Genomic DNA, 14,038 nt, shown 5'->3' with positions numbered 1-14,038 from the left:
CTCCTTTGAAAATGAGAAAAATATCATGTTGTTTAACGATAAAACGGCTACATTTTTATTTATTTATGTTACAATTAGTCCGCTATTTATTTGTTGTAAATTGAAGGAGATATCGTTAATGAATAAACAGAAACGGGCGCCTTGGCAGGATTCGCTACATGCTTCGTTGCCACTTTGCCTTAGTTATATCCCAGTTGGGTTAGCTTGCGGAGTATTACTGCAGCAAGTTGGCTTTGATCCACTCTTAGCTGGTCTATTATCTATCTTAGTATTTTCTGGTGGCGCACAATTCTTAGTTGCCTCTATGTTAGCCACACAAGCGCCATTTTCAACTACACTTTTGATGGTTTTTTTCTTAGAACTACGGTATATTTTGCTAGGGTCGAGTCTTTCAGGCTTTATGAAGAAAGAAAAGCGATTCTTTTTAGCTGTGTTCTCTCAATCATTGAATGACGAAAATTATGCCGTCAACTATTTGAAGTATTCTACTGATCCCACTTGGGACAAGCGAAAAGCTTTATATGTCAATTGGTTTTCAATGGGGGCTTGGGCGATTAGCAACATGGTCGGAAATATTTTTGGATCAGTGATCCGAGTGGATACGGATTTGGTGCATTTTGCCTTAACTGCTATGTTTATTTTTATGTTCATCATGCAAATGAAAAATGCTTTACTCATCTTCACAGGGATCTTTTCTGGGATACTCAGTGTCATATTCATGGTACTTTTCCAAAACACTTTCGGTTTGATCGTTGCAACATTGATTGCTTCTTCAGCAGGTTTTGTATTAGAAAGAGCCTTCAAGAAGGAAAAAGAAAAGAAATCCAGCAAAGAGACCCAACCTTTGAATGAGCCATTGTTCCATTTCCCAGAACAGGAGGTGCAACATCATGACTGAGTGGTACTTGTTGTTATTGGTGATCAGCTTATTTGTCGTTGCCTACATTCCACGAGTTTTTCCTATGCTTTATTTTACACATCGAAAAGTGCCTAAATGGTTTAGCGAATGGATGAAATATGTACCAGTTGCTTTGTTTGCAGCGTTGGCCTTCAAAGATGTTTTTATCACGCATGAACATTTAGATATTGCGTGGAACATCAAAATCGTTGCGATGCTATTTGTCGCAGGTGTTGCTTATAAAACCCGCTCAATGGCTTTGTCTGTCATTACAGGACTTGCTTCTTTGTTTTTATTATCAATGTTATAGAATTTCTTAAGCTTCTCCAAAAAATTGGGAAGCTTATTTTTTTGTTTTCCTCAACGAGTTGTCCTCCAAGTTTTTTTTGTTATAATAGGGAAGATGTTTATTCTAATAGAGATAGATGAGGTTGACATATGAATAAGAAATTGATGCAAGGGACATTTTGGCTTACCTTTGCCAATCTACTTTGTAAAGTTTTAGGTGTCGTTTATTTGATTCCTTGGTTAAGTATGATGGGGAACAATCAAGATGGCATGTTAGCAACTACCCTTTATAATGTGGGCTATTTACCATATGGCCTTTTCCTGATGTTAGGTACAGTCGGGTTTCCAAATGCGATAGCAAAAAAAGTGGCGGTGGCGACGAAAAAAGGGGATGAACAAGCTTGTCGGGTCATTTTTCGCAGTACGATCAATATCATGTTCGTTATCGGGATCATATCTGCCTTATTGATGTATTTGTTTGCTCCCGCTTTGGCAAAAATCAGTCCGATCTCGAATGTCGATAACGGTATTTTGGCGATTCGTAGTCTCTGTCCTTCCTTAGTAGCGATCCCAGTATTAAGTGCGATGCGAGGTTACTTCCAAGGGAAAAATCATCTTCGCCCTTACGGTACTTCCTTGATCATTGAACAGGTAGTCCGTGTAATCGTGATCTTAGCTGGTACGTATTATTTGCGTGTGTTGACAGATGGCACGATTGTGCAAGCGGTATTGATCAGTACTGTTGCTTCTTTCTTCGGTGGACTAGCAGCTATTGGTCATATGTTTGTTATTGGACGGCAAAACGATTATTTCCGTTTAAAAGATTTCTGGATCTCAAGTCGCTATTTCCAAAAAGACAATCGTTCTGCGTCTGTTTCGATCATTCGAGAAACCTTACCGTTCATCTATGTTGGTTCGGTGATCACGATTGTACAAATGATCGATCAGGTGACGATGAAACCATTCTTACATTTGTTCAGACCAGAAATTGCAGACCAGCAACTCGAATTTTTGTTTAGTCGTGCATCAGTCAATCCGAACAAATTGACACTGATCTTGATTTCAATGGTCGGAACGGTCGCAATCAGTAGTCTGCCGATCCTGAGTACATTAGGAAAAAAAGACCGACTACAGATTGAAAAAACAGTCGGGGACAGCTTCTCGATTGCTTTATTGATCCTTTTGCCTTCCTTAGCAGGGATGTCCTTATTAGCAGGACCATTATACACCTTGTTTTTTGGCTATGATCCAGAGAGTGTCGGGTACTTCCAAATGGCGCTTCTAGCTTCCTTGTTCTTCTCGTTGTTTACGATTTTATCGACGATGCTCCAATCATTGAATCATCATTTGGTTGCAATCAAACTGACAACAGAAGCCATTATTTTAAAAGTCGTATTCCAAGCGATTGGGTTAGCTTTATTTGGCGGATACGGAATGAGTTTATCTAATACAGTGGCTTTTGCTTTTGTGTTTGTTCGTGGATATCTTTATTTATCAAAAGAATACCGCATCTCGCCATTCGCAAAGATCAGTCATTTCTTCTTGAAGACGTTTCGTTCGACAATGGCCATGTTGCTTCTGTGCTGCATTCTTTTCTTCGTTTTGAGTCTTTCCCTATCCATGACATCAAAAACGCATGCAGTCATTTATTGTGTGGTGATTGGCGGTGTCGGTGGCTTGACGTTTGCCTTTGCCCAGTTTGGTAGAAACGCCATGCAGATGGTCAAGAATTTCAGACGATAAGGGGATGCTTTGGCAAGCACCAGTGGTTCTATAGCTAACTAAGAGTGCAAGCTAATTTCGGATAATAAGTCAGGACTTGAGAAAAATTTTCTAGTCCTGGCTTTTATTCATTCTAATAAATAATGAAAGTGATAAAAACCTTAGATTTTAATAAAAAACATGGGTTGCTTTTTCTATAATCTGGACAAAGGTTCAAATCTTTTCTTACTTATGATATAGTATTAAGGACTGGTAAAATTCTTTGAAACGAGGAACTTAAATAAATGAAATTAGCAATCGTAACTGACAGTACAGCTTTCCTGCCAACACGTATCAAAAACCATCCTGATTTATATGTGATTCCTATTCCTGTGATCTTGGATGGAAAAATTTATAACGAAGGCATTGACATCGAAGCAGACGAATATTACGGACTATTGAAAAACAGTAAAGATTTTCCAACAACTTCCCAACCTGCTGTAGGTGAAGTTTTGGCACTATATGAAGAACTGAAAACCAAAGGCTATGATACGATCTTAAGCATACACTTATCAAGTGGGATTTCTGGATTCGTCAATACATTATTCGCGATGAAAGACGACGTCAAAGAGATGACGATTATTCCTTATGATTCGAAAATCACCAGTATGCCAATGGGGCATATGGTCGAATCTGCTTTAGACTTGAATGATAAAGGTTATTCACTTGAAGCCATTTTAGCTCACATCGATCGAATTAGAGACAATACATACGCCTATTTGATCGTTGATGACTTGAACAACTTAGTCCGCGGAGGTCGCTTGACTAATGGGGCTGCGCTGATCGGGGGACTATTGAAAATCAAACCGATCCTTACTTTTTCAGAAGGTAAGATCATCTTATTCGAGAAGATCCGTTCAAGTAAAAAAGCTTTTGCCCGTGCAGAGCAAATCATTGGCAAACGAAATGAAGAAATTAAGCCACCAGTAAAATTATATGTGATCCATGCAAACAATTTAGAAGTTGCCGAAGAAGAAAAAGCAAAACTTCAAAAACAATACCCACAAGCAGAAATCGAGATCGGCCATTTTGGTCCAGTGATCGGTAGTCACTTGGGTGAAAAAGCGATCGGTATTGCGATCTCTGCACAATAAATAGGGCAGAAAGCAAAAACACAAAGAAAAGAAACAGTTTGAGCAATGACTTGCTTGGACTGTTTTTTTGCATTTCTACCCTAATTAATTTATACTATCTTTAATTATCTAGTAATTTACTAAATCACTAAATTACTAAAAAGGAGTAGAGAAGGATGGAAATACCAACAAATTTGAAACATAAACCAGTGATCGTCGTTGAAGATTATGATAAAGTTGATGGCAGAAATGCCTTGCATACAGATGCAAAAGGACTGTCTTTAGGATTAGCTCAGTGGAATGATCGAGGCAAAGTCGATATCTCAGGAAAAGTGTGGCGTCATACAGGTGAAAAGTGGTCACGTCAATCGGAAGAATTACCGATCACTCGTATCCTTGACTTAGCGATCTTAGTGGCGCAAGGAAGTGTATACTTCCAAGATGCTTACCGCCATGAAAAATTTTACGACCCTGAAAATCCTGTCGTTGATATCATCGGTTTGCAAGGAAACCGGATGACGGTGGAAGTGGACACGAAAAACCCTAAAATCGATGAAGATATCATGTTATACTACGATGCTTTACAAAAAGATGGCGAATTACTTGGTGAACGTTTTCGTATCTTGAAACGTCTATTAGATGATCTAGGGTATTAATGTTATAAGGAAGTGTTTAATCATGGAAAACTTTTCACTCACCGATCAACGAACGTTTACGCCGATCGAAAAACAAATGATCTGGAAAAAACCGACAAGTCATCAAACAAGTGCTGAAGAGCTGCGTATTGCAACTGAAATCAAAGCAAACTGGCTAGATCCGGAAATGAAAATCAGCAATGTGCTATTGGAAGGAGATGCAGGTTCTGGGAAAACGCAATTAGCCAAAGCATTATCCTGTGATCTGCAGTTACCTTATACGAAAGTAACATGCTTTGCTGATATGGATAAATCAGATGTCTTTGGTGCGTTACTACCTGTCATTGATTCAGACCAAGAAGAGGATCAAGAGTTATTGACCGCTATTTATCAAACGGATACATTATCTGCGGTATTGACGTTGATCGAACAATATTACTCCGTCGATCAACAAACAGCCAAACAGAAATTAGCCGATCTCGTGCAACGAATCGAAAACAACGAAGAAAGTACGATCCACTACAAATACTATCCGTCAGAAATCGTTCGTGCGATCGAAAAGGGTTATCTTTTAGAAATCCAAGAACCAACGGTGATACGTGATGCTTCGGTTCTTGTTGCCTTGAACTCTGCCTTAGAAACGAACGGTTTGTTGAACTTACCTACTGGTGTGATCAAACGCCACCCTGATTGTATCATCATCATTACAACCAATCGCAACTACCAAGGAAACCGACCGTTGAATGAATCGCTTCGAGATCGTATGCAACATGCTGAGAAAATGGACCTGCCAAAGCTTTCAGTCATGGTGGAACGCGCTATCAGCAAGACACAAGTCAAAGAGCCGACACTTTTGTTGAAAATGGCAGAAGTGATCCGTTTGTTAGATGAAACTGCCAAAGCAAATGCTATCAAAGGTGTGGCAGGTATGCGTTCTTATTTTTATTGGGTCAATACAATGAAACAAAATCAAGACATTTTCGTATCGCTCTATCCTAAAGTCTTATATAAACTGACGACTGATCCAGATGAATTACACATTTTGACGACTGCACTAACTGATAGTGGGCTTTTAGATGAACTCAGAGAATTGCTTCGACAAAAGAAATGGGGGGACTTATCAGACGAATCCCCACGAACCAAAGGACGGACAATTCGTGCAGAAGAAGCGATAGAACGTCAAATCGATCAGTTGGCAGAAGAAACAACATCCCTTGCTGAACAACCCTCAGAAAAAGAGGAAGTGTTACCAGAAGAGCAGACAAAGGAAGCAGCGGCGAAAGAAGAAACCCCGATAGACACGTTACCTTTATCGGAAGAGCGGAGCCAGGAAGTCGAAGGACGAAGTCAACAACAAAACCAAGCAGATGATGAATCCCAAGAGATGTCAGCTTCAGATATGGAAGCCTTAGACAAGCAACTCAAGCGTGAACTCAATAAAGAAGCGCGGCAGCTGATGAAAGGTACGATCCATGAAAAAGAAGGAATGATCGTTCATCGCCCTAAGTTTGCTGTCATAAATCCTGAAGTAGCGACTATCCGACAAGAAATCGATCCGATCGTGGATTCATTGAGTCGGCAAATCCTTGATCTTTTGGAAAATGAACAAAGCGAAACTTATCAAAAAGGAAAGTACGAAGGCCAACGTTTTAATGCTAGTCGAGTAGCTTATGGTGATTTACGGCAATTTGATAAAAAAAATCCCCCTCACGAACAACCTTCTTTGGCAGTGGCTCTACGAATCGATGAATCTGGTTCGATGGTTCGTGAAGACCGCATGTTAGCTGCAAAAAAAGCTGCATTTGCTATTTCCGCATTTGCTAAAAAAGTACGTATTCCTTTATTGATCTACGGGGATACAGCAGATGTTTCGACAAGAGAAAAGACATCTGTCTTTTCGTACAAAGAATTTTCAGATTCATTTGAGTGGTTGGAACAGAAATTAGTGACTATGAAGCCAAGACAAAATAATCGTGATGGTGCAGTGTTGCGTCTGATCGCTGGAAAGCTGACAGAACAACCTGCGACAACCAAACTGATCGTCAACATCAGTGATGGCCAACCAAAAGCGTTACCTGATTATACAGGCGCTAAAGCAAAAAAAGATATCCAAGAAGTCTTGACCGAATATGAACGCCAAGGTATCGTCTTTATTTCTGCGGCAATTGGACAAGATAAGGAAGAAATCAAAGAAATCTATGGCGCAAGTCGCTTCGTCGATATTACCGATTTATCGACATTTCCTAAACAATTGATCCAATTGATTTCTCGTTATTTATAAATATTAAGCGAATATCAAAGATGATGCGTCACTCATGGTCTTTGATGTTCGCTTTTTTGAGTTCTTTCATTTATGATAAGCACTACTCCAACTGATGTAAGCATGAAAAAAGTTAACGGTAACAAATATGTAACCGCTTGAAATTGAGCTATAATAAAGAAAAAAGGGGGATAAGCATGAAGCAGTCAGAAAAGTGGTGGAAAGAAGCAGTTGGGTATCAAATCTACCCAGCGAGCTTTAAAGATAGCGACAACGACGGTATCGGTGATATCAACGGCATTCGCGAAAAACTTAGCTATTTGAAAGAGTTAGGGATCGACTTTATTTGGATCAACCCTATTTATCAGTCACCATTTGTCGATAACGGCTATGATATCAGCGATTATCAAGCAATCCTTGAGAAGTTTGGTACAATGGATGAGTTTGATGCCTTATTAGCTGAAGCCCATCAGATGGGGATAAAGATCATCATGGATCTCGTCATCAATCATAGTTCTGATCAGCATGAATGGTTTATTGAATCTCGCCAGTCAGTCGATAACCCTTACCGTGATTACTACATTTGGGTCGATGGCACACCTGATCAAGCCCCAAATGAATGGCAGTCGATCTTTGGCGGTTCAGCTTGGCAATACGATGAACAAACTGGTCAATACTACTTACACATTTTTGCAAAAGAACAACCTGACTTGAACTGGGAAAGTGACAAGTTAAAAGCTGAACTCTTCACGATGATCCGCTGGTGGTTAGATAAAGGGATCGATGGTTTCCGCTTAGATGCCATTTCTCATGTAAAAAAAGATGAATACTCTGTCAAGGCAACTGAGAACCCATTTTCTCCTTTTCAAAATGTCTCCGGTATTGAAGATCATTTGACAGAATTAAAAAATGTCTTTGATGAATACGATATTATGACGGTAGGAGAAGCAAGTGGGGTATCTGCAAACGAAGGACCTGAGTGGGTAGGCGAAAATGGCTATTTTGATATGATTTTTGAGTTTGACCATATTTCGATCTGGAAACATGAAAAAGACGGTGATCTAGATGTATTGAGTTTGAAACAATCATTGAGCGCTTGGCAACGAGCACTGGATGGTAAAGGTTGGAATGCTCTTTATATGGAAAACCATGACGTGCCAAGATGTGTGTCTGTCTTTGGAGATACGTCTCCTGCGTATTGGCAAGTTTCTGCAAAAGCAATCGCCATGATGTATTTCTTTTTACAAGGTACGCCATTTATTTATCAAGGACAAGAAATCGGTATGACGAATCTACCATTTTCCTCTATTGATGAGATCGATGCAGTGGATTCGAAAAGACTCTATCAACAATTGCTTGATGAAGGACGTTCTGAAGAAGAAGCATTGGATATCGTAGCCAATACCACAAGAGATAATAGTCGTACACCGATGCAATGGGATGATCATTCGTATGCTGGTTTTTCTAAGGTTGCCCCTTGGTTACTGGTCAATCCGAATTATCAAATGATCAACGTCGCTGATCAAACCAATGACCCAGAATCGATTTTATCTTTTTACAAAAAAATGATTACCCTACGTCGAGAAAACAAAGGGTTGATTTATGGTAGTTTCAATGAATATCTTCCTGAAAATGAACAGCTCTTTGTATACGAACGAGTCCTAGATGAAGAACGTTATCTGATCATCGTCAACTTGACTGATGAAGCAGCGACTTATACCTTACCAACGGAAATCGAAACAAATTGGGAAGTATTATTGGAAAATCAACCCGGTCAAGAATTTCAATCAAGTGGTACATTCGCCCCTTATGAAGCGCGCCTTTATCGAAAAATTTAGCTCACATGAAAAAACTACGAGCGTAAGAAAGGGAACAATTCTCTTATTCGTTCGTAGTTTTTTCTTATTCGTATTGCGCGCGAGGTCCGCCAATGTATTTAGGACGAGACCGTAAAGCAGTGACATGTGCATGACCCAATGTGTTATAACGAGGACGTACAGGCACTTGAACATGTTTGATGTGCATCCCGATCGCAGTATCACCGATGTCGATTCCTGCTTGAGCAACGACATGTTCCACTTCGACAGGATCGCTGAATTGTTCAAATGCTGCAACTGAGCAGGCACCTCCTGCATGGAGTGCCGGAATGACAGAGACGATCTCAAATTGTTTCTTTTCCGCTACTGGACGTTCGACGACTAATGCTCGATTAAGGTGTTCGCAGCCTTGGACTGCTAACGAAATGTCCAGAGGGTCTAATTGTTCTTTCAATGTTTCGATGACCCATTGTCCGATTTCTGCATTTGAGTTTTTACCAATATGTCCACCAACAATTTCACTGGTACTGCATCCTACAACGAATAGATCGCCTGCTTTAAGATTGGCTTCATTGAGAACGTCCGAAACCATTTCAGATAATTGCTGTTTGAAACTGTCTTTTGATACTTCCATTTTCAATTCATCCTTTTTACTTATTTTTTACCGTTGATTGTTGCAGAGGTAAACGCATCAATGCCTTTGTAAGTGGGATCGCCACCATGATACCGACAATGTTTTGGACCAAATTACTTGGTAGCGATGCGACACCGACTGGCCAGTCATAAAGCAACCAACTGGCAAAGAAGTAGCCAGCAACCATGATGATCGTTCCAAGTGATAAACCAAAGCCCCAACGCACAGAACCTTTACCCGCAAAATAGCCAGCAACCAGTCCTTGTAAGCCATGGATCAATAAAGAGAAAATCGCCCATTGGGGATAGCCGGATAATAAATCAATAAACAAACCACTTCCTGCACCAACAATCAATCCACCCATCGGCCCGAACAGAGCAGCTGCCGTATAAATGCCAACTTCACATAAGGTGACAAATCCGTTGGTTCCAGGTATTGGAATCAAGATGACCAAAGAAACCCCCACAGTTAAAGCCGTCAGCATGGCATAAATCGCAATTTTTTTAGTATTCATTCGTTATTTCCACTCCTTTTCCTTTTGACCAAACACTTCCTGTTTGATCATTCATCATGACACCATTCAAGATACAGTCATAAACAAAATCCTTACTCCGGGCAACAGCATCCGCCAAAGGATAATCTAAGACCAGATTTGCGGCAATCGCGGAAGCAAATGTACATCCTGCACCGTTGACAGTCTGTTCGTCTAACTTTTCCCGTCTAAATGAGATTGTTTCATTTCCGTTGAATAAAACATCCAATGCTTTGTTACCGATAATCCCAGTACCACCTTTGATCACTACGTTCCTAGCACCTAGTGAATGGATATATTTTGCACAATCGGTCATTTGGAGAAAAGTTTGAACGGGTTGGCCATAAAGCAGGGAGGCTTCTTTCAAATTCGGGGTCAATACATCCGCAAAAGGAAATAACTCCTGTATCATTTTTTGCATATAAGCTTGATTCAAGGTATTTGCTGTTTCCTTAAAGGCAAACACAGGATCGATCACAATGGGAACATCCTCAAAATATGTAAGGAAATCCTTCACAACGTCAATGGCTTCCAATGAATGTAATAAGCCAATTTTTATGCCATCTAAATCTGTCATACGTCGAATCGAATCTAGCTGCTTGGCTAACCATTCAGGCGGGATCGTCTCTAATATAAACGAACCATCTGAGTCAAGCATTCCGATACAGGTCAATGCACTCATCCCAAAAATATGATGGTTTTCAAATGTCTTTAAATCGGACTGTATGCCGCCACCAGCAAACGGATCAGATCCTCCAATCGTTACTATTTTTTTCACTTTTATCCCTCCACAAAAAGAGTATACCTTGTTCGAATAAAAAGAAAAACAGCCAATTGGCAGATTATCAAGTCAGCCACTTTATATAGAAAAAAGGAAAGAAATCTATATACAAAAAAACAAGCACTTTCCTAACTACAGGAAAAGTACTTGTCTGGACTATTGGAGGAGATAATTATTGATTTGCTTCTTTAAATTCCTTTTCAATTTGTAACCGTTGGACTTTCATGGTTGCTGTTCTTGGAATATCTTCGTAAGCACGAATGATCGGTGTGTTCAAACGTGGCAATTCATGGACTTGGTTCCACCAACGATCCCAATCCATCTCTTGATTCGGCGCTAAAGCAATGATTGGTTGTGGTGAATTATCTTTATCACGAACGATGACGACTTCAGCTAAAAATTCCAATGAATCCAACAAATAATCTTCGATCGCTAATGTACTATTGATCGTATCGATCAAGTCAACTTGACGATCTTTCAGATGTAGATGGCCATTTTCATCGATACAACCATAATCGCCGCTATCCCACCAAACACCATACACATTTTCTTGAAATCGAGCATCTTCTTTATAATAAGTCAATGCACGGCCTTTTGATAACAAGTGGATGTGACCATCTGTGTTCGCCGGTAGTTCATTGCCTTCTTCATCAGTGATCCTTGCTTTGGTCAAGTCACCTAACCCGACACCCATATCACGTGCGTCACTTGTTTTTAAGCTCTCCAAAGTATGAGCTTTCAAAATCATCGGTCCACATTCACTTTGTCCGTAGACTTGCAAAAAGATTGCTTCTTTTGTTGCTGACGTTTGAAGGAATACTTCCATTGTCTGATTGTTGATGGCATCAAATGTAGAGTGGTAGTAGCGAATACCTGAAAAAGCTTCTGGATGCTCTCTAGCAGTGAAACTCCACTGAACAAAGTTATTTGGATGTGTCTCTAAAGCAATTGGCGGATTCTCTAATAACAGTTTTACCACATGTTCACCTTGAGGATCTGCGATTGGCATCATCGGAAAGCCCATTGCCATAAGAGAAGAGATGCCGATGTTGAATCGTGAATGAACCGGCGAAATATGAAAAGCGACTAATTTCTTCTCGGTGATCTTAGTAAATACCATTTTTTGCCACTTTGTCCGCCAGCCCATTGAATGTGCAGAGTGGCAAATCAATTTAGGAATGCCGGTCGTGCCTGAAGTGTGAGTCATATAAGAGATTTCATCATTATCTAATTTCTTTTGTGCCACAGGAGTTGCGGGTTGTTTGAGCAAATCAGCGACAGCCAATTGTTTGCTCTTCGTGCCGTTAGTGATACCTGCAACGCGTTCACTTGTAAATTCGTCAAATAAGATAAAAGGATCTTCCAAACGATCAACAAATACTTCTAAAGTACTTGTTGGTAAATGGTAGGAAGGCATGACAGGAATTGCACCTAGATAAGAGGCAGCAACGGCCATCAAGTAGGTATCAAAAGCAGAGCTTTTGTAGATCATGATCTTGTCACCAAGTGTCACACCTAAACTAGCCAGTTGGTAGGCACGTGTTACTACTAATTCATGACATTCGCTGTAAGTGCTTTTAAAACCAAGCTCCGGAAAAGCCACTAATATCTGATCAAAAATCATTGGGACATCAGGTGTGCGTTCAGCAGCTTCTTGAAAATTCGTATAAAGATTAAGTGGGGTATAGTCGATTGTTTCCATCTTTCACGCTCCATAAATAAATTTGTTAATAAATGTACAAAGTCTTAAAATATGATAGCATATCCACAATCTAAATAACAGAAAAACCTAAATGTAAAGTTATCTTTTGGATTGAGAGGGCAGATTGGATGAAAAATGCACAATATCCATATGAGGTGACGTAAGGTTTTTTTGAGAAAATGCTTGACCACTCGCTTTTTATAAAGGATTTATCAATCATTTTTTTGTTTTTTTCAAAAAAATGTACTTATAATCAGTTATTTTTTTAATAAGATAAACGAAAATAATAGATATACTATTTGAATTAATCAGCTGTATTGAAAAGGAATGAAAAAATGTAAATCGAAGAACATCGTAAAGCAGTCGGTACATTTGAGAATAAGCGCAATAAAAATTCTGATCAAAATGCTAAGCAAGAATCAGTCAATGTAAAATGAACAGTTACGATAACCTTATTTCAAGAAAGAAGACAAAAGCAACTTGATCGTTTTTAAAAACTTTAAGTGAGGATACTTGTCAGTTAATAAATTCTTCAACAAGAAATAGATCGCATAGAAAGTGAAGAAACAGAGCGATGTAGCGAACTTTCTATGCGATGATTTCATAGATCATTGAACGATTCAACGATAGGAGAAGTCACGCATTTTCTCGTAAATTTCTTCAAATGAGTGTGGACGTACATAGCGATTGCCACAGAGATAATTCACTGCATCTTTGTCGCCTAAGTATAATTCAGTATAGTAACGGAAAGTTTTCCGACACAATTCCGGTGAAACGTTTTTGTACACCGTGATCCGATCAAGGATTTGGCGAATCGTGCGAGGCGAGATTTGTTCATCGTGTGAAGAGCGGAAAACATAGGATTCTCCAGATGCACCATTTTTATGTTGGTTGGCATAATTCGCAAGTATCGGAAGGGCTTCATTTGGAATAGGTACTCGCTCCAAACGATTCGCTTTCCGATCTACAACCAGAATCTGTTTCTTCATATCTATATTTTTCCATTTTAATTCAACGACTTCATGGATTTTCAAGCCACAATAGAGGAGAACAGCCACGATTGCCAGATTTCTTGCACGATTTTTTTGTTCAAAAAGTGCTTCCCGTGGAGAATTAAAACCTTTTTCAGGAACGAAAAGCGAGTCAAAATTACTTAATAAAGAAGCGTCGATGTAACGGGGAGCGGCAGAGGTAGTTTCTGGTAAACTATCCCCTAATAAGGAAATCTCTTTTTCAACAAGGCCTTTTTCATACAAAAAGCGTAGAAAATGATTCAAAGCATATTGCTTACGAGAGATCCCGTAGTAACCATTTTTGAATTGCTGTTGTGTTTCTTGTGCAGCAGCTGTATGAAAAGCTCGCGTGTGAAGGTAAACTTCACTTAAAAAATTAAGATAGACTTGTTTTTCCAATTGGATGATCAACTGATCATTTATTTCTTGTTTATGCGTTTTTCGTAAGTAATCTGTAAATAAATGGAAATCTTTTGCATATTCATAGCGACTGGCTAATGATAATTTTTTTGAGTTCGCCTGCAAAAATTCATTGAAGATCGGTGGTAACTGGAGCATTCGTTGTTTCAACTTTTCTTGTATCTGTTTTCTTGTTTTGACATCCATGCAAAAAACCTCCATTTCGTATCTAAAGTCATGGGAAC

At 39.4% G+C, this 14,038-nt stretch carries 12 protein-coding genes; 7 read left to right on the top strand and 5 right to left on the bottom strand.

Translation table 11 applies throughout. The annotated features are described in order from the left end of the window. Nucleotides 1-118: 118 nt before the first annotated feature. The 7 genes from ACH0AK_RS05280 (at nt 119) to ACH0AK_RS05250 (ending at nt 8,753) form a co-directional block, all read left to right on the top strand. Nucleotides 119-898, top strand: a complete 780-nt coding sequence (locus ACH0AK_RS05280) for an AzlC family ABC transporter permease (protein ID WP_010735444.1) — start codon at nt 119-121, stop codon at nt 896-898. Next, nucleotides 891-1,208: an AzlD domain-containing protein gene (locus ACH0AK_RS05275; RefSeq protein WP_010735445.1), complete on the top strand. Its 318-nt coding sequence runs from the start codon at nt 891-893 to the stop codon at nt 1,206-1,208. Before ACH0AK_RS05280 ends, ACH0AK_RS05275 begins: the two co-directional genes overlap by 8 nt. 128 nt (nt 1,209-1,336) lie before the next feature. Beyond that, entirely contained in the window at nt 1,337-2,929 is a 1,593-nt protein-coding gene (locus tag ACH0AK_RS05270) for a polysaccharide biosynthesis protein (protein ID WP_010735446.1), read from the top strand. Between the two features lie 263 nt (nt 2,930-3,192). Further along, entirely contained in the window at nt 3,193-4,041 is an 849-nt protein-coding gene (locus ACH0AK_RS05265) for a DegV family protein (protein ID WP_010735447.1), read from the top strand. A gap of 155 nt (nt 4,042-4,196) precedes the next feature. After that, nucleotides 4,197-4,676 (top strand): DUF6530 family protein, encoded by a 480-nt coding sequence (locus ACH0AK_RS05260; RefSeq protein ID WP_010735448.1) that lies wholly within the window; start codon nt 4,197-4,199, stop codon nt 4,674-4,676. A gap of 22 nt (nt 4,677-4,698) precedes the next feature. Next, nucleotides 4,699-6,936, top strand: coding sequence for an AAA family ATPase (locus tag ACH0AK_RS05255; RefSeq protein ID WP_194179953.1), 2,238 nt, complete (start codon nt 4,699-4,701; stop codon nt 6,934-6,936). A gap of 176 nt (nt 6,937-7,112) precedes the next feature. Beyond that, nucleotides 7,113-8,753, top strand: a complete 1,641-nt coding sequence (locus ACH0AK_RS05250; RefSeq protein ID WP_010735450.1) for a glycoside hydrolase family 13 protein — start codon at nt 7,113-7,115, stop codon at nt 8,751-8,753. Between the two features lie 64 nt (nt 8,754-8,817). On the opposite strand, the gene ACH0AK_RS05245 is transcribed toward ACH0AK_RS05250, so the two are convergent. The 5 genes from ACH0AK_RS05245 to ACH0AK_RS05225 all read right to left on the bottom strand — a co-directional run bounded on the left by ACH0AK_RS05245 (nt 8,818) and on the right by ACH0AK_RS05225 (nt 14,000). Then, complete coding sequence (locus ACH0AK_RS05245) at nt 8,818-9,366, bottom strand: TIGR01440 family protein (protein WP_224434727.1); 549 nt, start codon at nt 9,364-9,366, stop codon at nt 8,818-8,820. Nucleotides 9,367-9,382: 16 nt separating this feature from the next. Continuing rightward, nucleotides 9,383-9,880, bottom strand: coding sequence for an ECF transporter S component (locus ACH0AK_RS05240; RefSeq protein ID WP_438846512.1), 498 nt, complete (start codon nt 9,878-9,880; stop codon nt 9,383-9,385). Beyond that, the gene (locus ACH0AK_RS05235) at nt 9,870-10,676 is read right to left on the bottom strand and encodes a bifunctional hydroxymethylpyrimidine kinase/phosphomethylpyrimidine kinase (protein ID WP_023519672.1); all 807 of its coding nucleotides are present in this window, start codon (nt 10,674-10,676) and stop codon (nt 9,870-9,872) included. The genes ACH0AK_RS05240 and ACH0AK_RS05235 overlap by 11 nt, the downstream gene beginning before the upstream one ends. Before the next feature lie 175 nt (nt 10,677-10,851). Further along, on the bottom strand, nt 10,852-12,381 hold the full coding sequence (locus ACH0AK_RS05230; protein WP_137072451.1) for an AMP-binding protein: 1,530 nt from the start codon (nt 12,379-12,381) through the stop codon (nt 10,852-10,854). A gap of 620 nt (nt 12,382-13,001) precedes the next feature. Continuing rightward, nucleotides 13,002-14,000 (bottom strand): tyrosine-type recombinase/integrase, encoded by a 999-nt coding sequence (locus ACH0AK_RS05225; RefSeq protein WP_023519670.1) that lies wholly within the window; start codon nt 13,998-14,000, stop codon nt 13,002-13,004. Nucleotides 14,001-14,038: the final 38 nt, after the last annotated feature.

The organism is Enterococcus pernyi (genome assembly GCF_045371165.1).
GTDB lineage: Bacteria > Bacillota > Bacilli > Lactobacillales > Enterococcaceae > Enterococcus_B > Enterococcus_B pernyi.
The sequence above is the reverse complement of the archived record's forward strand: the minus strand, read 5'-3'. Positions and strand labels throughout refer to the sequence as shown.

Coding starts and splice junctions, on each gene's coding strand:
- ACH0AK_RS05260 (WP_010735448.1), top strand. CDS start 4,197: ATGGAAATACCAACAAATTTGAAACATAAACCAGTGATCGTCGTTGAA.
- ACH0AK_RS05250 (WP_010735450.1), top strand. CDS start 7,113: ATGAAGCAGTCAGAAAAGTGGTGGAAAGAAGCAGTTGGGTATCAAATC.
- ACH0AK_RS05255 (WP_194179953.1), top strand. CDS start 4,699: ATGGAAAACTTTTCACTCACCGATCAACGAACGTTTACGCCGATCGAA.
- ACH0AK_RS05280 (WP_010735444.1), top strand. CDS start 119: ATGAATAAACAGAAACGGGCGCCTTGGCAGGATTCGCTACATGCTTCG.
- ACH0AK_RS05225 (WP_023519670.1), bottom strand. CDS start 14,000: ATGGATGTCAAAACAAGAAAACAGATACAAGAAAAGTTGAAACAACGA.
- ACH0AK_RS05265 (WP_010735447.1), top strand. CDS start 3,193: ATGAAATTAGCAATCGTAACTGACAGTACAGCTTTCCTGCCAACACGT.
- ACH0AK_RS05270 (WP_010735446.1), top strand. CDS start 1,337: ATGAATAAGAAATTGATGCAAGGGACATTTTGGCTTACCTTTGCCAAT.
- ACH0AK_RS05245 (WP_224434727.1), bottom strand. CDS start 9,366: ATGGAAGTATCAAAAGACAGTTTCAAACAGCAATTATCTGAAATGGTT.
- ACH0AK_RS05230 (WP_137072451.1), bottom strand. CDS start 12,381: ATGGAAACAATCGACTATACCCCACTTAATCTTTATACGAATTTTCAA.
- ACH0AK_RS05275 (WP_010735445.1), top strand. CDS start 891: ATGACTGAGTGGTACTTGTTGTTATTGGTGATCAGCTTATTTGTCGTT.
- ACH0AK_RS05240 (WP_438846512.1), bottom strand. CDS start 9,880: ATGAATACTAAAAAAATTGCGATTTATGCCATGCTGACGGCTTTAACT.